The following is a 20,551-nucleotide window of genomic DNA, read 5'->3' on the forward strand; positions in this document are numbered from 1 at the left end:
ATTGAATAAAAAAAGAACAACTTTAAAAGACATTGCAAATGTTTTGAGTATTTCGACTGCGGCTGTTTCAAAAGCTTTAAACGATGATGCGCGCATAAGTGTAAAAACTAAGAAAGCCGTAAAACAGGTAGCAAAAGAATTAAATTATCAACCTAATCATTTGGCAAGTGCCTTAAGGAAAGGGAAAAGTAAGTTAGTAGGCTTAATAGTGCCTAGAACTAATAGTAATTTCTTTTCTTCTGTAGTAGAGAATATGGAAGAGGTTCTTAATAAAGCCGGATACAATATTATAATAACCCAGTCTAACGAGTCTTTTGAAAAGGAATGTGATAATATAGATACGCTATTGTATTTACAGGTTGATGGTATTATCGCATCCATGGCAAATGAAACAGTTGATTTATCTTTCTATGAGAAAATAAAGTCTAACGGAATTCCTTTAGTTCTTTTTGATAGGGGGGAGAACGATTTAAATGTTGATTATATAGGGATCAATGATTATGATAGTAGTCATATGATTATAGAGCATTTGATAGCGCAAGGTTGTAAACGAATAGCCCATATAGGCGGTTACCGGAGAACACGAATATTTAATAACAGAATACGAGGTTATATAGATGCAATTAAAAAGCACAACCTACCACATGATGATGAATTACTTATTGAAAGTAGCCTGACATTAGAAGATGGGAGACATCAAATAGAAAAATTATTGGCGTTAAGAAATAGACCCGATGCAGTGTATGTAGCAAGTGATTATGCTGCCTTGGGAGCATTGCAGGTTTTAAAAGAGAGAAATATTAAAGTACCGGAGGAAATAAAACTAGTAGGTTTTGGTAATGAACCCTTTACTTCTTTGGTAACACCTTCAATTACAAGTATTAGTCAGCACAGTAAGCAAATAGGAAAATTGGCCGCAGAAACTTTTTTGGGTTATGTTGATAAAGAGGTGATACGGCAATCTTTGAATAAGATAATTCTAGATTCGGAATTAATTGTACGAGATTCCTCTAAATAGAAAAAGCGTTATTGTGAATTCACAATAACGCTTTTTTATAAAGTATGGACAATTATTAGATACCTAAAGCTTGACCACCACCAATTTGTACAGTTTCGGCAGTAATGAAAGCAGCATCTTTGCTAGCTAAGAAAGAAACAACACCAGCAACATCTTCTGGCTGACCTAATCTACCTAACATAATGTTATTTGCCCAAGAAGCGAAAACTTCTGGTTTTGTAGCTTTAATTTGAGCATGGAAAGGAGTGTCAATAGTACCTGGAGATACTGCATTTGCTCTAATACCATATTCAGCTAAATCTTTTGCTAATGCTCTAGTTAACGCATGAACTCCTGCTTTAGAAGTACCGTAGATACCAGCACCTGGTCCACCAGCTGTCCATCCTGCGTTAGATGTATAGTTAATTATAGAAGGGTGATCACCTTTTTTAAGGTAAGGTATTGCAGCTCTAGAAGCAAAGAAAGCTGAATCTAAGTTCAAAGCCATTACACCTCTGTAGAATTCAGTAGTCATTTCTTCGAAACGAGCTCTACCACCTAGACCGCCTGCATTGTTTATAAGGGTATCTATTTTACCGTATTTTTCACCTATTGCTTTAATGTTTTTTGTTACAGCTTCTTCGTCGGTAACATCAAATCCTAAGTACTCAGCAGTAATACCTTCTGCAGTAAGTTCTTTAATTCTTTCAGCACCAGCTGCGTCATCTATTCCGTTTAAGATAACGGTGTAACCATCTTGTCCTAATCTTTTAGCAACTGCAAATCCGATTCCTCCAGTTGCTCCTGTAATTACTGCTACTTTTCCTTCTGTACTCATGTTATAATTTATTTAATCTATTCTTAATTCAGTTTATTTATTTTCATTTAACGGCTCAATTTTACCGCATAATAACCAGATACTTGCTAGAGCTATAATTGCCATTGTCGCACCTATAACAAATGCAGGTGTATAATTACCACCAGAAGTTAACCAAGGCACTAAATAAATTAATGCGGCAGCTGTTAACTTAGCGGCCATTCCTGCTATACCTGATAAAGTTCCAATTGTTTTGCCTCCAAAAAAATCACTAGGCAAAGTTTGAACATTACCGATTGCGGTTTGGAAACCAAATAATATAAGTGCCATTATTAATACAGCACCAGTAGGTCCACCAGGGTTCGCCATTGCCAGTAAACTCGGTAGCATAATCAAACAACCAATTGTAATTATAATTTTTCGCGTCTTGTCTACAGTCCATCCAGCTTTCAAGCGATTCTGAGCAAATAGTCCGCCGAACCAAGCACCTAGCATTGCACCTACATATGGCACCCATCCATAAATACCTATTGTTTTTACGTCCATACCGTAAACCTCATTTAGATATATAGGAATCCATACAACAAATAGCCACCAGATTGGATCGATAGCTGCTGATGCAATGATTACACCCCAACTTTGTTTGTGCTTTAAAAGTTTAGAAGTATCTGGATTATATCCATCATCTGGAGTGCCATCGTTATCTATATCTTGATTTTTTTGACCTGTTAAGATGTAATTTCGTTCTTCATCAGAAATCCAAGGGTGTTTTTTTGGTGGTGCTTTAACTAAAATCAACCAGGGTATTAACCATAATAGCCCTAATACACCAACGATAACAAATATCATCTGCCAACTAAAATAAACGGTCATAAATGCGATAGCTGGTATTGCGATAATACCACCGATAGCAGCACCAGAGTTAAATAAACCCTGAGCAAATGCACGTTCTTCAGTGGGAAACCATTCTGCATTTGCCTTGGCCGCTCCTGGCCAGTTACCAGCTTCTGCAATTCCTAAAATTGTTCTAAAGAAACCAAAACTTAAAACACCTTGAGCTAATGCATGAAGTGCAGTAGCAATAGACCAAACACCAATTGAAATAGCAAAACCGATTCGTGTGCCAACCCAGTCTAAGATTTTACCAAAAATGGCTTGTCCAAAAGCATAAGCGAACATAAAAACAACTGAAATAGTTGCAAAAATTTCTTTCCGTTCATCATTTGTGCTTTCTGGGAATAAATCTTCTGCAATATCAGGCCAAAGAACTCCGATAGACTGACGATCAATATAATTGATAATAGTGGCTATTGCAATCAGAGCAATAACCCACCATCTTAATCCTTTAATTTTCATAATTCTGTTCTTTATTGGTTATGGCTTGTTGATGAAAATAAATTGGTAGACCTAGGTTTGAAATCTAAAAAAAACCTTACTATTTTCAATCTGTTGGTTAATAGAGATACTATCGTTTGTCTCTTATAAGTTGTAACAATATTTATAAAGTTCAACAAAATGATCTTTCATCATTTGTTTTGCTTTTTGTGTATTTTGTTCTTTAATGGCTTCAAAAATATCTTGATGCTCTTTTAATCTTTTTTCACTCTGGTTTTTATCGCAGACGTGGTACTTTTCAAAATTGTTAATGATCTCTGGCGTAATAATCAACATCATTCTATTAATGGTACTGTTGCCGCATGCCTGAGCAATTGCTAAATGAAAAAGTAAATCTTCTTGAACAGCGTCTTCATTGTTCAGTACTTTTTCTTTGAAAGCCTCTAATGCCGATTCCATTGATTTTAAATCGTCATCGGTTCTTCTTTTTGCTGCTAGTCTAACTGTTTTTAGTTCTAACAGAATTCTTGTTTCAACCAGTGATTTAAAATCAGGGTCTTCTAATCCAAGAATATCATCCATCATGCCGTTCATGGCTACTTGCCCAATATCGGCTACGAATGTTCCACTTTGTGGTTTCGATTTTAAAATACCGTAGAATTCTAGTTTTTGAATTGCTTCACGAACATTACTTCTACTAACTTCAAATTTTTCAGAGAGCATACGCTCAGAGGGTAATTTGTCGCCTGGTTCAAGATTTTTGTTGTTTATTAAATCTCTAATATTGGCAATAATATCATTGTGAAGTTCTTTGTGTTCATTTCTTGTAAGAATCTCTAGCTTCATATATCACATTTTATTACTGAAATAAATTGGTTAACCAGATTGGTTTATCAAATTTATGAAAATAACTGTGTTATCAAATTTTTCAAGAGCTTAATATTGAGAACTTCATGGAAAATATTGATTATGAAAGATTGCTGACCCGCTTAACAAGCCAGCAATCTTAAAAACAACTAACTCAAACAACTTTCTTTAAACAATGCTTTAATTTTTAATATCGATATATTCTATTAGCTAATTCATGAATTTACAGATAGCAAAAATTAAAGCCTATAACTTAATACCCTGGGTTTTGTGTAATTACACCATCACTTGCAAGTATTTCAGATGGTGGAATTGGAAACACATAATAATTACTGTCAATAGCTTGACCCATTGTTGCATCAACACTACCGGTTCTAACTAAATCGAACCATCTTTGTCCCTCAAAGGCCAGCTCTAATCTTCTTTCTTGAGCAATAACAGTTCTTACTTCAGCTTGTGAGCTTGCAGTACCTGTTAAACTTGTTAAGCCTGCTCTTGTTCTAATAGGGTCTAATAATGGAAGTACTGTAGAAGCGGGTTCACTAGTTTCATTTAGCGCTTCTGCATACATTAGTATAACATCAGATAATCTTAGTTCAATAAAATCTTGATCTAGACCACCTAAGTATTTTACACCTTTTCTTGCAGCCACATCAACTGTTAAAGCTTCTCTTAAGTCAGTACCACCACCAGCGCTAGCACTTGCCTCAAAAGCATCTATTAAACTTAAGGTAACGTTTTGTTCATCAGCCTTTGTATCACCACCTTGAAACCATCCAGAAAAAATAGTTCCACTAGCTGAATTTGAAATAGAGCTTGATATTTGAGTTGCAAATAAAATTTCTGAACTTTCGTCTATTACAACATTGGCAAAATCAGGTTCTAAAGTAACTCCTGCGCCGGCAGCTGCATTGACAGCAGTTTCAAGAGCAGTTTTTGCATTTGGGTAATCATTGATGTACATGTATACTTTACCTAATAATCCCTGAGCTGCGATCTTAGATGCACGCCCCGTAGCCAATCCTGCATTATCTAAACCAGCTATTGCGCTAGTTAAATCTGGAATGATTATTTCAGAATAAATATTTTCTGCTGGTTGTCTAGTTAAAAGAGACAAATCGGCTGAATCTGGTGAAGGAGATAAATTTACCGAGACATCACCAAATGCGACAACTAATTTAAAATAAGATAATCCTCTCAAAAATTGAGCTTCGGCTATTTGTGTAGGGTCGTCAGAATTATCAATTACATTGTTAGTACTTAAAATTGACTTATATAAATTGCTGTAAAACGGGCGAAAAAATATTTCTGATACTGCTAAACCTCCTAGATCTGAATTGTACTTATGAAAATCTGGATAAGGTGGTTCGTCATCAAAAATGATATTGTCTGCTCTAAATTCACCCATTACCGCTTGTGGTGTAACAACACCTGTATGGTAATAATAGGCAGCATTTAAAACTCCTTCGAAATTTGTTAAAGCACTAGATTCAAGTTCTACAGGGGGTGTTTGATCTAGTTCATTGTCACATGATATCATCAACATCATGGAAATGGCTATTATGGATATAGATTTTATTTTTATCATCGTTTCTTTATTAAAAATTAACATTAAGACCAAGAGTGAAGCTTCTTACAATAGGGCTTGCACCTTCTTGATAACCATAGGTTGTTGGACCTGCATAGCCAGAATTTTCAACTTCTACACCTTCTGGGTTAAATGAGGTGTAATTGTCTGCCATGATATAAAGTAAGTTCGTCGCTGCAGCGTAAAGTCTTAAAGAACTAAGACCAACTCTTTCAGTTAAATCTGAACTAAGCGTATAACCTAAAGTAAGGTTTCTTAATGCTACATATGAAGCATCTTGAACAAGTGCACCGTGGGCATTTCTAGTTTCAACATAATGCTTGCCTGCGTTAGGACCAATATTAGCAATACGATCACCTTCAGGATCAAAAGCATCTGTTAATCTACCACCGAACTGAGATTTCCAGTATATTGGGTCAAGGTTATAAACTTCTGCACCTTGAGAACCTTGAAATTGGAACGCAAAATCAAAATTCTTATAAGTCATATCACTAGAAAGACCCCAATAAAAATCTGGAGTAGCAGATCCTAGTTTCACATAGTCACCCTCATAAGTGATTTCTCCGTCACCATTTTGATCAACTACATACCATTCTGAACTACCGAAACCTATATTTCTTGAAGGATCATTAATAAATTGTGTTTCAACTTCGCTTGTAACTGCATATCCCCACATTTCACCAATTTCACCACCAACGTAGTTTCTAAATTCTGCACCTCTACCACTTGGACCACCATAAACTTGTCTTGGTAATTCATCTAATGCACCTAAACTTGTAATTTCTGAATTTACAGTAGAATAGTTAGCACTAACATTCCACGAAAAGTTTTCATTGGTTATTAGTTTTGTAGTTAATTCTAGTTCTAAACCTGAACTTGTAACATCACCACGATTTAAAGCTATAGAAGGTGTACCATTAACTTCAGATATACTTTGATTAATCAACATATCATTAACATCAGAAGTATAATAATCAGCACTTAGTCTAAAACGATTATTGATGAAGCCAAAATCAACACCATAGTTGGTCTCTGTGTTCGTTTGCCATGTTAAATTTGGATTAGCTACATCTTCTGGTATAAGGAAACCTGTTCCGAATGCGGTTGGGGAAGTTCCTAAAATACTTAATGATTGGTATGAGCCTAAGAAAGCAGCAGTACCTAAAGAACCTGTACTAAATCGTAATTTAAGTAGGCTTAATTTTTCGTTATCCTCTAAAAAAGATTCGTTGCTTACATTCCATCCTAAAGAAAGTGCTGGGAAAACTGCATATTTTTCATTTGCTCCAAAACGAGAGTCACCATCTCTTCTTAAAGAAGCAGATATTAAATAACGGTCATCGTACGCATAAGCAACTCTACCAAAGAAACCTCTTCTTGACTGTGCTTCATCTATAGTGGTTGTATTAACATCTTCTGGACTTACAAAAGAATAGTTAAGAGGTAAACCAAATGGTAAATTTGTAGCATCCGATGATGTTCCTTTAAAATAAGTGTTAACAAATTCCATACCTATTACAGCAGAAACATCGTGTTTTTCAGCAAATGTTTTTGCGTAACTTAAGGTTGTCGTGCTTAAAATAGTAGATTTCTTAATACTTGAATTTGATAACTGAGAACGATCTGATCTTTGTTGACCATCTGTTACTTGACCATGGTACTCATAGGTTTGAGTATCTTGAATATCAGCTCCGAATATGGTTTTTAAATTTAATCCTTCTAAAAGTTCATATTGTAAATAAGAACTAGCGTTTGCAAAATATGTTTTTTTGAATCTTCTAGATTCATTGAATTTAGAACCGACACCAGCATCACCAGTTCCACCAATACCATTTTGGTTTCTACCATATTGCCAATCGTTAACTACATCACCTGGCTGTAAATCGTAAATACTTGTAGGGTCTAAGCCTATACCTCTATAGTTGCTATCGAATGAACTACTAAGTTGCGATATTGGCTCTCCACGTGCAACACTAGCATCGTACACCGATTGTCTAGTTTGATCTAATTGTTGAACGAAATCAATAGACTCTTGTGTGTGGTAAACAGGGCTAATACTATAAGCTCTTAAAAGATCTCTCATTTCCCAAGGCACAATTTCTTGATCACCAACAAATCCGTTCATGCTAATACCTGCCTTTAATTTTTCACTTAAGTTGGCGTCAATGTTTACACGACCATTGTATCTTTCATAACCTTGACCTCTTACGATACCATCGGTGTTTAAATAACCTAATGAAGCAAATGCTTTTAAGTTTTCAGAACCACCGCTTACGCTAACATCATGGCTAGTTGAACTACCATTTCTAAATAACCAATCTTCCATACTAATTACATCAGGTGCATTAGTATAAGCATCTAATCTATATTGTAATAAAGCTGGGTCTGTATTAGATAAATCATAGTCACCCGATTGTAAATCTTGAGCCCATTCACCTGCAGTCTTAAGCATTTCAATGTCTTTAACATATTTGCTAGAAGTACTAGTATAGGTATTGTAATTAAAATTAACTTTCCCTTTCTTTCCTTTTTTAGTAGTCACTAATATAACACCATTAGCGCCCAAAGAACCATAAATAGCAGCAGAAGCAGCATCTTTTAATACTTCTAAACTTTCAATATCGTTCGGGTTAACTGTTGCTAGGTTACCTGAAATAGGAAATCCGTCAACTACGATAAGCGGGTCAGAATCTCCAGAAACCGAAGAAGCGGCTCTAATCTGAATTTTTGGAGCAGAACCTGGTTCTCCACTTTGATTTTGAATTCTTACCCCAGGTAACTTACCTGCTAATGCATCATCTACACGCGCAACTTGAACAGCGGCAACCTCTGCACCACCAATTTTTGCCACAGCACCTGTAAGGTGAGATTTTTTAATAGTACCGTAACCTACAACAACCACCTCTTCAAGTTGGCTAGCATCTTCTGCCAGTATAACATCTAAAGTTTGTTGACCAGTTATAGCAACTTCTTTTTTGGCATAACCAATAGAAGAAAATTCTAATACGTCACCATTTTTAACAGTAATAGAAAAATTACCGTCAAAATCGGTAGAAGTACCGGTGGTTGTATTTTTAATAACAACATTGGCACCTGGCACTGGTATACCGGTATTGTCATTTACAGTACCGGTAACATTGTACCCGTCTTGTGCAAACAATGTTATGTTGAATAACATAATCATCATTAATACTAATTTTGTTTTTAAATTCATTTGTTGTCTTGTTATGTTAATTTAAGTTCGACTAACTAAAGTCTGATTAAAGCATTCTAAAATGAAAATTGAGTTTTGTTTCATTTTTATTCTGTTACATTTTTTAATTCTTTTGCCTAGAAGTTTGTGTTAACAGTTTAATAATATTCTTATCTAACAATAAGAGGTTTTTAGTAAATGTTTTAGGGTGTTTTTTGTCATTGAGTTTTAATTAATATTAAGTTCGATAATAATTTGAGTAAGCTATTATTTTGGTTTCCCAAATTGGTTATCCAATTTGGTTTACCAAATATATGTTATTTATTCGTTAAAAAAAGAGAAATATACATTTTAACAACTTTGGGCTTGATAAATTTTTTGAATTCCTCTTTTAAGCACTACAAATATTGAGGATATGGTATTTTGTTAACAAATGAAGTGTTTTTTTAAATGAATATTTTTCAGGCTGTTTAGAGCATTTTTTTATCTATAATTCACGTATAAATTGCTAGATTTGAACGGTTTTCCTCTCTAAATTTTCAAAAAGTCATTTGGTTTTAGGATAAAATACATGAATTCAACATTTTGATTTTCATTGATTTTCATTGATTTCCATGATTTTTAATGAACACTAATACATTATTATGAATACTGATTTTGAGCAATACGCGTATATACCTTTAAAACAATTTTCTAACAGAGTTTGGCGAACTTATGAAGGTGGAGCATTAATTGATAAATGGAAAAAAGATGTTCCAGAAGTAGATGGTAGCATGCCAGAAGAATGGATTATGTCTACTGTAACTGCAAGAGGCAATGGTCGCCCTGAAAACGAAGGGCTCTCTCTTGTGGAAACTCCGTCAGGTACTCATTCGTTAAAAGAATTGGTTGCCTCGAACAAAGAGCTGTATTTAGGTAAAGCATTAGCTGATAAATTTGGTACTACGGGAGTATTGATAAAAATGCTCGATTCTAAAGAAAGGTTAACGATACAAGTTCACCCAGATAAAGATTATGCCAAGACCATGTTGAATTCCGCTTTCGGAAAAACTGAGTCATGGTACGTTTTGAATAAGAGAGAAATAAATGGAGAGAAGAGTGTCATTTATATGGGCTTTAAAGAAGGTGTGACTAAAGAGCAATGGGAAACCTTATTTGTTGCTCAAGATATAGAAGGTATGTTGAACAGTCTTCATAAGATAGAGGTAAACCCTGGTGATGCATATATGATATATGGTGGTGTACCACATGCAATTGGTAGTGGTTGCTTTTTAATGGAAGTTCAAGAGCCTACAGATTATACCATGCGTGTAGAAAAAGTTACTCCTGCAGGATTAACAATTTCTGATGAATTAATACACCAAGGGGTGGGGGAGCAAAATATGCTTGATTGTTTTCATTACGATGGTTGTTCTTATGAAGAAGCAATAAAAAGATGGAAGGTTTCCCCTAAAACGATAGATTCATCAGATACCCATACCTTAAATACGATTTTCAATGAAACTCATACAGATTGTTTTGGTCTAAGTGAGTTAGATTTAAACGGATCACATACCATTAAAGCAAATGGAAGCTTTTTTGTAGCTGTTATTTACTTTGGGGAAGGAACTATAATTAGTGGTGGTAATGAATACAGTTTTACGGAAGGTGATGAAATTTTCTTTTCTGCAGCAATAGACCAAGTAGAGTTTAAGTCTACTATAGCATCGAAAATCTTATTATGTTACCCACCAAAATAAGGAGTTTGGAAATTAAATATAACAGCGGAAACCAGAAATTATCTTAATATAGAATTTTTAGCTTCTGCTGTTCTTCTACTTTAATTTCACCAGAATTTATAGTTGAATTATTCTTATGATGATTATTCTTTTCTCCCCATAAAAGAGCAGCATAGCTAACAGGATTGTTCTTGAAAGTGTTATCTGCAATTAGCACGTTGATTATACCCTTGGTTTTTAATAGGATATCACTTTTTTCATTCTTTCCACAATTTGTAAAGCTGCTATTTTTTATTGTAAAATAACCACCAATAGTAGATTCGTCATAACCACCTCTATAAAAATCTATGACATTCTGCCCAATATTTTCAAACTCGCATTGGTCAATAGTAACCATTTCGGCATTGTAATCGCCTTTTTCGTCTGCAGCGAGAACTATGCCGTTTAGACAATTATTGAAAGCAGTATTTTTAAGTGATATACTATTTGCAAAAGAGCCTTTGTAAGCTTTTAAAATAAAGGCGAAATTGCTTAATTCACAACCCACTATATCTAGTTTGTAGGCAGATGACATATCTGTTGTCAATGGAGCAAAAGCAATCTGGTTATCTAAGCCTTTTACTATAATATGTTCCAATCTTAAATTCCCTTTAGGCTTCATTTTAAAAGCCACGCTATCGCTATCATTAGTGAATACTAACTGAGCTTTAATAGTAGCGTCTTTTGAACGTATGGTGATACTTTTGTCAATAGCTATGGGAGTATTTATTTGATAAATGGCATCGGTTAATTCTATAATGTCACCAGCGTGTGCCTGTTGAATTTTAGCAACAAGTTCACCTTCTGCAGCGGTGGCTTTTATTATTTGAGGTTCATAAACTTCTTCTTCGGGCGAGAACCAATCGGGTCCGTACTTTTTCTTGTCGATTATAAATTTTTTAGCTGAAGAAAGGTCGTTTATGGCACCTGGGCGATTTTTATCGCTTCGTGATGCACCAAAAATATCTTTGTCGATTTTGCTAAAATTGAATCCGTTATACACCACTTTCGAAATACTATCTTTAAAATTGGCAGGAGCAAAGAGCCATTCATTAATTTGCTCCATTTTTACTTCTCCATTTTGTAGTACATCATACTCAGAATATACAGTGCCATTATTGTCAATAATATTATTCTTAAATAAAATGCCATCCATTTCACTGTGATTTATAATAGGAGTTTTATCTGACTCCGAATTATAGATCAGGTTGTTCGCAACGATAGATCGTATAGGTGGCGCAGATCGAATTTCACTCGCAGGCAGTACACTGGCACTTTCTAAATTTTGACCAATACCTATTTGCCAAGGTGATGTGCAATCTACCCAGGTATTAAAAGCGACCACAACATCTGATACTTGTAGATATCTGTTTAAAGGAGTCATTGGTATGCCGTTCATAATCGCAAGTGGTGACCTAAATTCTTCACCTCTGATTTTGTAGAAATAATTATTGGTAATCCAATGACCTGCATTTACAACTCTAATGCCACCATAAAATTCAGAATCATCACCACCTATAAAAATATTACCATTTACTTTAGCGTAATTACTATGTCGTAATACCAAAGAGCCTTCAGATTTGTAAAAGATATTATGATTGAAAGAATTGAAGTTTGTCTTGTCTGATATTATCTCGACCTCACCATTACAGGCGTCAAAATAATTATCTGATACGTTTACATAACCTGGTGAAAAACGGGTTTTACTATCACCTATACGTATAGTCTCACCTCTAGGGCCTCCTTTTCTGGGACGTGGTCCAAAATAGTTGTTTACTATTTGATGGTGATTTTCTATATGTTGGTTACCCGTGAAGAATACTCTTAGCGTTTCTCCGTCATTCGATTTTCCGGATATATAATTATGGTCGAATTGGTTGTGTTTACCGTAAAGCTCTATCCAACGGTCATTGGTATACCTATTCAGTTGATTAAAATCTTTTATTACGGTATTGGTTACTCGGCAATGATTGGCAACGCTATCTTCGTTGATCATAAAGCGAATAATAGCACCGTTAGGGGAGTAGCCATTTCTAAAGTAGAAATCGCTGACGTTTAAATATGCTCCACCTAGTTCTAGAAATGAATTGCCTTCTAGAAATACTTTTCCAGGCGTTTCTGCGCTAATGGTAATTGGTTCTTTTTCCGTACCGTGACCGTAGAATTTAATGGCAGCATCTTTCCAAATACCATCGGCTAATAAAATCTTATCTCCTGGGCTTGCTTTTGATATTGCTGTGTTTAATTCAGAAATGTCATTAACAACAAGACCTATTTTAGAGGTATGTTCTGTACAAGAAGTTAGTGCAATAATAACCGTAATCGCTAGTAGAAAATTCTTCATAAAAGTTACTTGTTAAATAAAATGAACTAGCGTTTGTTTGTCTACTGAATGAAATCAATAAATCCGTTTAACGCAACGTAAAGCATATAACAGTTGAAAATAAAAGTGGCACCTAAAGCCAAATTCATACCGACACCTACTTTGTACTCTTTCATGATACTCTCTTTGTTTAAAAGGATAATTAGAAAAAGTGTAATCAATGGCATTACAAACGGGCTTAATGCTTGTGACGCAATTAATATCCAAACTGGTTTTCCTCCTAGTATTGGAACAATTAAACCAGATAGTGCTACCAAAACTACAATTAGTTTATACAGCGGTTTTTTCATGTCGCGTTCTGTACCTGTGTAATCAGCAACTAACCAAGGGAATAATAATAGGTTGGGAAAGATGGATGACAAACCCGCACCGATAATACCTAATGTAAATAGGGTAAGGGCAAAATCGCCAGCCCATGGTCCCAATGCGTGCATCATATCTGTAGCGTCTTCAACAGGAGCTCCTTTAAAATATAATGTACCCGTTGCGCTGATCATTATGGCAAGACTTATAAAAAAAGTCATTACCATAGAAGACATCGCATCTTTGTTTTCAGTTTTTAAATCTTTTAGTCCCCAGTTTTGCTCTTGAACAAGAATGCTTCGAGATGCTAAACAAACACCTGCCATAGTAGTACCTACTATACCGGCAATTACCAATCCGTTATTATCACCTTTAGGCAATTCTGGAAAAAATTCGGTAATAGAAGTACCTGCTTCTTTAACCACCATAAAGCTGGTGATAATAAAAGCTAGAGCCATAAAGCCAACCATAATACTCATGGCTTTTATGAAATTTTCGTGTTTGCCGGTCCAAAAAAGACCGATAAGTAAGGCGATAAAAAAGATGGAAACTACAGGTTTGTTAAGAAATGAAATGGAAGTTTTTACTGAAATCCATTCTATTGTTACTTCTGCCACTACGCCCATAACACCTATGCAAGATGAAACTATAGAGACGAGTAAAGCAGTAATAATAAAAATAGTGAGTGGTTTACCGAATGTCTTTTTAAAATTGAACATTAGGGTATTTCCAGAAACAATGGTCAATTTACTAATAGAGACCAATAAGAAGTAGGTAAAAAAACAAGAGAGTAGTAATGCCCATGAAAGGCTAAGACCATATTTGGCACCAGACACTACCATTGAGGTAACACTACCAGTACCTACAACATAACCAATAATAAAAAATGCTGGACCAAAATCTTTGAGACGTTTTTTGAATTTTCCTGAAAAGGACATATTTCCTGTTGTCATAAGTATTGGTTCAGCATTTAATATGATATAAAATAGTACTTCAAAAAATCTATTTAAAGCCGCAAAAAGTAACTGTAAATAGATTAGGTCTTACTCTTTGTCTCCGAAATAAGATGGACCCACACCACTTAAGAAATCTTCTCTTACAGGGCTAAAAGTATCAATAAGTTCCCCTTCTTCAAGGCAAACAGCACTATGTAATAAATTTGGTTCAATATAAACTCCGTCACCTGCTTCTACTATTTGCTTCTCACCGTCAATTACAAATTCGAATTTACCTGAAACGCAATAGGTAGCTTGTGTGTGAAAATGTTGATGAGGGGCACCTAATGCACCTTTGTCAAATTTTACTCTAACCATCATAATTTGGTTGTCATAACCTAAAAACTTTCTTGATACTCCTCCTCCAAGTACTTCCCATTCCATGTCTTTAGTGATGACGTATTTTTCACTGAATCTTTTCATAATTTTTATTCTTTTAATTTTTATTTAAAATAATAAGAACCAGACCACTCATAATTCTTATCGTTAATTTTTAATGTATGTGTAGCTTCTTTTGAAGCATTGGTATTTGCAATAATAAATAGTTTAGTAGTTCCTTGAACAGTTGTAATTGAAATAGCAGTGTAATCTACAGTGTCTAAAACTATTTTTAATGCTGAGATTGAACTATTGGAATTAACAGCTGATTCGGAAACCGGACTATAGCTTCCATGCGCTTCTATAGTTGAGACAAAAAGTGTGTTTTCAGTATCTTTTCTGCGGATAATAAAACCAGCTTCTCTTCTTAAATTAAATTCAGGGTCATTGGCACCTATTCTTACAAATCTTAACTCGTCATCTTTTGAGGTTGCAGATGTTAAGGTATAGAACTTCCCTTTTTCTAGCCAACTCAATTTAGTGTTTTCTTCTGTTGTACTTCCGCAACCTTCTGACCATAAATGTTGATAGCCGCTATCAATACCTAAAGGCTCAAGTGTTTTTGGAACTTCGTATTCAAAATTTGTGTTCAATACTTGACCCATAAAATAAAAGGGCAAATCATATTGGTTGGTACTATCAGACTTAACCCGTAGAATATCAAGCATCAAAGGTTTTTCAAATGCATCATCTTTAATAATAGCCATTGTTCTGTGCATCTCTGTTCCAGGATACGCATTAGTTTCTATTGCACTAACAATTTGTATATCGGCATTAGAATCATCAAAAAGATACAACTCTGGATTGTACTTACTACCAATATCAAATTTGCCTTGGTAGTGAGATTTCTCATTCTGCACAAGGGTGTTATGGGCAATGGTTTGCTTCGCCCAAGTTTTATTTTCTTTCAGATAATTACCACCACCTTTTTGTTCAATATTTACAAAACGAGCTAATCCGTAATCTTGCAATACTTCATCACCATTTTCGTTGTAAGAGTATGATAACTTATCATAGTGCCCATGACTTGAGCCTTGTGCTGCATATTTAAAAACAAGTTCTAAATCATCGCTTCGTAAAATACCTACACCACCTTGTTTTCCGTTAGGACCGTCAGATAAATTAATTGATTTTTTAGCGAAAGGTTTTGCTTTTCCATTTTTTACTCCAAGAGCAACAGCTAAACCAGAATCGTCTAACAATACTTTGTTTTGCTTTTCTGCTATACTTAATAATCCAGGGTCTTGGTTTCCGAAATAATAAGAAATATCTACAGCAGTAACTAAGGCATCATTGTAATAAGACATTCCTTTTTGCCCGTCGTTAAGGGGAAAGAAATCTCCATCTGCATCAGATAAATTTAAAAGGGCATTGATTGATTTTAAAAGTACTCCGTCCTTGTATTCAAAAATTGTCAATTCTGGTTTTACATTGTGTAATCCTTCTGCAAAAATTAAAAATGGATACATGGCATAACGCTGGTAGTATGGACCTTCGTTATAATACCCATCAGGAGAAAAAGGTTCTTCAATGTTTGCTAGAAATCCGGCTTTACCTTCTTTATTAATAAATCCGCCATCATCGTCTTTAGCGGTTTTGTCCATTTCTAAATCTGGAATACCGTATAAAGCACGATCAATTAATTCTTTATCGTTCATTACTAAACCAATCATACCAACAGCTGCATTACCCCATGTACTATGATTGTGTACTCTTTGGTAAAACTGCGGACTATCAACTGAAATGTGATCTGCGAATGGTTTAAAAAGATTTTTCTCTAGCTTTTTTCTTTCGGCTGCACTTAAATAATTATATACACAATCGTAAGCTTGGCTAACGTACACCAGCCAGTTAGAATCGTTTAAACATTGCCAAAATAGCTTACCTCGTGCATAAGATCTGGTTTTGGGGTGCAGAGGTAATGTTTTATACATTCCTTCATATTGCATAAGCATGTCTTTTACATACTTTGCATACTTTTCGTCGTCTAAAATTTGATATAACACCCCAGCTTGTTGCATTACAATCATGTTCCGTTTATGACGAACATGAGTATAGCCGCCAGAATAATCTTTTGGTATAGGAGTGTCTATGCCTAAAGCTATTTCGGCATCGATCTCTGCTTTTAACTTTTGTAACGAGGCATCAAATAAAGGAACAGAACCTAATTCTGCTCTTATTTTTTCAACTCCCTCTTTAGTGAGAATAAGGCTAGGGTGTTCTTGTGCAGCTGCGCTGAACGTTATTAAAATAGCGCAAATAAAAATTTGCAATGTTGTTAAGTATTTGATCATGCTTGTTATTCGTTTTTAAGTAGGCCTAAGTCTTTGCCATCAGTACCTTTTCCTTTCAATGGAGAATCTGAAGGTAATGCGTAGTTGGTGTCTTTAGAAAATTCAGGGACAAGTTCCCATTGATTTTCCACTTGGTATTTTTGATTGCCTGTGACCATTAGTTTTTCTGAATTACTCAAAGCATTATTAAGAACTTTTACAATTGGCTCACCGACTACAAGGTGCATGTTAATAGCCTTACTATCTTTAAAAATATTGTTTTTAATGGCTGTTTCTTGAACTCCGTATAAAGAAACGGTAGCATCATATTTATTTTTAGAACCGTAACCAACATGGTCAAATACATTGTGCTCCATTTCTAAAAATGGTCCAAAGGTACTTTCGTCTTTACCACCTCTATACAAACGTAATGCAGCGCCTTGTAAATCATTAATGGCATTGTTTTTCATTAAAAAGTATTCCACATTGTAAGCACCGATATCATCAGTTTCTTTATCTAAGGCTGCAATGCTACCAGAGATGTTTTTAAAGCTAGAATTTTGAATACTAATAGTGTCGGCAAAAGTTCCTTTTGAAACTCGTAGTACATCAAAAGAGTGGTTTACGATCATGTCTTTAAACTCACATCTATCAATGAATAATTTATAATTATCGATCATTGATTTTTTACTAGTACTAATAACCGAGTTGCCTGCGTAGTCTGGGGATTTGGTACCGTCAAAAGTGATATTTTTTAAAGAAAGACTACCGCCATTTTCAATTTCAAAAGCCATCATTCTTTCAAATAAGATTGTAGCTTTTTCTTTGCCAAGTGTTTTAAAGGTAAGAGGATGGTTGATTTTTACCGCTTTGGTCAGTAAATAAGTTCCACCATCTTCAAGAATGATGATATCACCAGGTTTTGTTTCTTTTACTTTATCGTACAAGGTATTTATACCAGCAGCTACGTTAATAGTATTACCAGAATTTAACGCAACCGTATTATCTGCTTTTGAATACCAAGATGCTCCCGTATTTTCTTTAGTTGCGATTTTAGGACTAATAAAAACTTTAGTTTTAATCTTGTTTGAAGTAGGAATCGGGAATCCGTTTTTGTCTTTTACCAGTTTAATCTTAGCATTCTTAAAACCTTCTTCAATAGTTGTTTCTGAATTTTCACCAAGGATGTTGTTCTTGAAAGTTATACCACTAATATCGTCATCAATAGTAAACACATCTTTTTTGGTATCGTTGTAAATAATGTTTTCTGAAAACTCAGAGGTTCTTGGTGCCTGACTTCTTTCAGCATCGCTACCTGCACCAAAAAGAATATTATCGCAGTTTACAAAAGTGTTGTTGTTTACTTTAGAATCGATAACGGGTACATACCTATTTGGTGGTGAATTAGGTACACCGTTCATCATTACAAAGGCACCTCTAAAACGATATCCTGTCAAGCCAACATGGTAGTTGTTAATAACTGTTTGCGTTTCATTAATGACACGAACGCCGCCAGTACTTGGTTTATTATTTCCTATAAACACATTACCATCTACCAATGTTTCGTTGCCATGGCGCATAGTCAAGGTACCAGCGCATTCAAAAAATGTATTGTACTTAAAAGTGTTATTACAAGATTTATTAGAGATGATTTCGTGCTCTCCGTTAGTTCTATCAAAATAGTTAGATTCAACCAAGGTGTTGGATTTTTCTAATGCATGGTGGCTAGTTCCTATTCTTAAGGTTTCTCCTCCATTGTTTCCGTAGGTAGGGCGTGGTCCAAAATAGTTATGATCTATTTGATGATTGTTCGCTCTACTGTCTTCAGTATCTAAACCAACAATCATAGTAACTCCTAAATTCTTTTTACCTGCAATATGGTTATGGTCAATTCGGTTATTTTTTCCGTAGATGGTTATCCAATAATCTTGAACTTGACGCTCAGGATTATTAAAGTTATCGATTACACATTCGGTAAGGCGAGAATTATTAGCCATTTGTTCTCTACTTTTTCTGAAGGAAATAACAGCGTTGGTCGGCGTATAACCGTTTTTGAATACAAGACCTTTTACGATTAAATGATCACCGGCGATTCTTAAATTAGATGCGCCAGATAAAATCACTTTTCCTTTTTCTTCTGCTATAAGCGTAATCGGATTTTCTGCGGTACCATTTGCTTCGAAGAGTAGTTCAGAATCCATCCAAACACCATTGGCGAGAACGATACTATCACCAGGCTGTACTTTTTGAAGTATAGCTGTAAACTCTGCTACATTTTTTACGTTATAAGTTTGTTGTGGTGTTGAAAAGGAATATGCTAGGCATATAAAAACAGATAAGAATAGAAGGTGATATCGTTTCATGAGTTGAAATTGGTTAACCAAATTGGTTTACCAAAAATAAGGATATTTGCAAGACTAGCAAATATTTAACATAAAAAGGGTGGTTTAAATTACGAATCGATAAATATCTACTTTAAAAATCATCAATTAGATAAATTTCATTACTTGTAAATCTATCAGTAATTAGAAGTCTATTTGGTCACATAAAAAGTGATTTGTTTATGGTCTAAATAAACTTCAAAATAACCCTATAAGAAAACTGAATGCTATTCCTCATTTGGTTTAGTACCTGCACCTACCGTTGCTTCTCTAAACCACACTTCTGCATAATCACCATTTGCATATTGCTTTGCAATATCGCCATCATAAGTATCGGCACCAGTACTCCATACGATATTATCTTCAGGAGATTTACCATTGGTTTGGTTGTAAGCCCCTTGTTTGAAATACTGAATCTCACCAGCATATGCATTTTCACGTTCTAGGCCATCACGCCCTATTGAGGCATATAGTGTTTTAATTTGCTCAGGTAAGGTTTTAGTAAATTCTGACGCCAATAGGTTTTTGGTGAATTTTACGGTTTCATGACCTTCACTTGTAAAAGTTAGGTACATGATGCCTTTATAAACATTGATTTCATAGCTGAACTCTTCACCTAGTTCAATACCATTTTTTGGTTCTTCTGGAGCGGTCGTTGCGTCTGATCCAACAACAGACATGTCATTACCCCAAACAGCTGATGAGTAATCCCATCTTTTTGAATTATCACCTTCTGTGTTGATTTCATAATTCCAGAAAACAGATCCTTTTGTATGTCCGGGAAATTTCTTGTAGAATATCTTTATAGGTTCATTCTCATGTCCCTCATCACTATGTATTTGTCCTACTACAACAGCATAAGAAGCGGCAACTCTTGCATCGCCAGAGGTAGATACGTGTTGTACTTTTAAAGTTCCGGTTAATTTTCCGCCAGTTTCTGGTATCCAATGTGCTTTTTGTCCTAGTTCTGTTCTTGTATTGCTAGATGTACGAGATGTTATGCCGCTATTTGGTGTTTTGTAAACTACCCAATCCGTTTTTCCGTCATTAGCAACATAAAAGAAATCATCTTTGGCGTAATCTTTAAGGTTATCCTCGTAGGTGCCATCACCTAATAGAATTTTCCATTCGGCCATAAACGGAATAACATCACTTGGGTATTTAACGGCAGTTTCACCTTCGGTCGTTGATTCTTCATTAGAAACTGTAGTTTTCTTTGAGTTGTCTTTACAGGCAAATAAAGCTACTACTGCTATGATGGTAATTATTGATTTTTTCATTGGT

13 protein-coding genes are annotated in these 20,551 nt (G+C 35.0%); 2 read left to right on the forward strand and 11 right to left on the reverse strand.

Translation table 11 applies throughout. The annotated features are described in order from the left end of the window. Window position 1 precedes the first annotated feature (1 nt). Window positions 2-1,018: a LacI family DNA-binding transcriptional regulator gene (locus ACJJVT_RS19670; protein WP_405400942.1), complete on the forward strand. Its 1,017-nt coding sequence runs from the start codon at window positions 2-4 to the stop codon at window positions 1,016-1,018. A 55-nt stretch (window positions 1,019-1,073) separates the two neighbouring features. On the opposite strand, the gene ACJJVT_RS19675 is transcribed toward ACJJVT_RS19670, so the two are convergent. The 5 genes from ACJJVT_RS19675 to ACJJVT_RS19695 all read right to left on the reverse strand — a co-directional run bounded on the left by ACJJVT_RS19675 (window position 1,074) and on the right by ACJJVT_RS19695 (window position 8,818). Next, on the reverse strand, window positions 1,074-1,835 hold the full coding sequence (locus ACJJVT_RS19675; protein ID WP_405400943.1) for an SDR family NAD(P)-dependent oxidoreductase: 762 nt from the start codon (window positions 1,833-1,835) through the stop codon (window positions 1,074-1,076). Between the two features lie 33 nt (window positions 1,836-1,868). After that, the gene (locus tag ACJJVT_RS19680; RefSeq protein WP_405400944.1) at window positions 1,869-3,170 is read right to left on the reverse strand and encodes an MFS transporter; all 1,302 of its coding nucleotides are present in this window, start codon (window positions 3,168-3,170) and stop codon (window positions 1,869-1,871) included. A gap of 123 nt (window positions 3,171-3,293) precedes the next feature. After that, the gene (locus ACJJVT_RS19685) at window positions 3,294-3,995 is read right to left on the reverse strand and encodes a FadR/GntR family transcriptional regulator (protein ID WP_405400945.1); all 702 of its coding nucleotides are present in this window, start codon (window positions 3,993-3,995) and stop codon (window positions 3,294-3,296) included. Window positions 3,996-4,269: 274 nt separating this feature from the next. Next, entirely contained in the window at window positions 4,270-5,604 is a 1,335-nt protein-coding gene (locus ACJJVT_RS19690) for a RagB/SusD family nutrient uptake outer membrane protein (RefSeq protein WP_405400946.1), read from the reverse strand. A gap of 10 nt (window positions 5,605-5,614) precedes the next feature. Further along, window positions 5,615-8,818 carry a SusC/RagA family TonB-linked outer membrane protein gene (locus ACJJVT_RS19695; protein ID WP_405400947.1) on the reverse strand — a complete coding sequence of 1,068 codons (3,204 nt, stop codon included), beginning with the start codon at window positions 8,816-8,818 and terminating at the stop codon, window positions 5,615-5,617. Between the two features lie 623 nt (window positions 8,819-9,441). Here ACJJVT_RS19695 and ACJJVT_RS19700 point away from each other — a divergent pair. Beyond that, a complete protein-coding gene (locus tag ACJJVT_RS19700) occupies window positions 9,442-10,536 on the forward strand; it encodes a type I phosphomannose isomerase catalytic subunit (RefSeq protein ID WP_405400948.1) in 1,095 nt (364 codons plus the stop codon). A 43-nt stretch (window positions 10,537-10,579) separates the two neighbouring features. Here the strand turns inward: ACJJVT_RS19700 and ACJJVT_RS19705 are convergent, their stop codons facing one another. The 6 genes from ACJJVT_RS19705 to ACJJVT_RS19730 form a co-directional block, all read right to left on the reverse strand. Continuing rightward, the gene (locus ACJJVT_RS19705; RefSeq protein ID WP_405400949.1) at window positions 10,580-12,898 is read right to left on the reverse strand and encodes a chondroitinase-B domain-containing protein; all 2,319 of its coding nucleotides are present in this window, start codon (window positions 12,896-12,898) and stop codon (window positions 10,580-10,582) included. A gap of 41 nt (window positions 12,899-12,939) precedes the next feature. Beyond that, the gene (locus ACJJVT_RS19710; RefSeq protein ID WP_405400951.1) at window positions 12,940-14,193 is read right to left on the reverse strand and encodes an Nramp family divalent metal transporter; all 1,254 of its coding nucleotides are present in this window, start codon (window positions 14,191-14,193) and stop codon (window positions 12,940-12,942) included. A 90-nt stretch (window positions 14,194-14,283) separates the two neighbouring features. Continuing rightward, window positions 14,284-14,658 carry a cupin domain-containing protein gene (locus tag ACJJVT_RS19715; protein ID WP_036156630.1) on the reverse strand — a complete coding sequence of 125 codons (375 nt, stop codon included), beginning with the start codon at window positions 14,656-14,658 and terminating at the stop codon, window positions 14,284-14,286. A 20-nt stretch (window positions 14,659-14,678) separates the two neighbouring features. Continuing rightward, window positions 14,679-16,907, reverse strand: coding sequence for an alginate lyase family protein (locus ACJJVT_RS19720; protein WP_405400953.1), 2,229 nt, complete (start codon window positions 16,905-16,907; stop codon window positions 14,679-14,681). A gap of 5 nt (window positions 16,908-16,912) precedes the next feature. Then, window positions 16,913-19,249, reverse strand: a complete 2,337-nt coding sequence (locus ACJJVT_RS19725; protein WP_405400954.1) for a chondroitinase-B domain-containing protein — start codon at window positions 19,247-19,249, stop codon at window positions 16,913-16,915. 245 nt (window positions 19,250-19,494) lie between these two features. Further along, window positions 19,495-20,547: a polysaccharide lyase family 7 protein gene (locus ACJJVT_RS19730; RefSeq protein WP_405400955.1), complete on the reverse strand. Its 1,053-nt coding sequence runs from the start codon at window positions 20,545-20,547 to the stop codon at window positions 19,495-19,497. Between the last annotated feature and the right edge of the window lie 4 nt (window positions 20,548-20,551).

The organism is Maribacter sp. Asnod2-G09, from assembly GCF_045063795.1.
In the GTDB taxonomy this organism is placed as follows: Bacteria; Bacteroidota; Bacteroidia; order Flavobacteriales; family Flavobacteriaceae; genus Maribacter.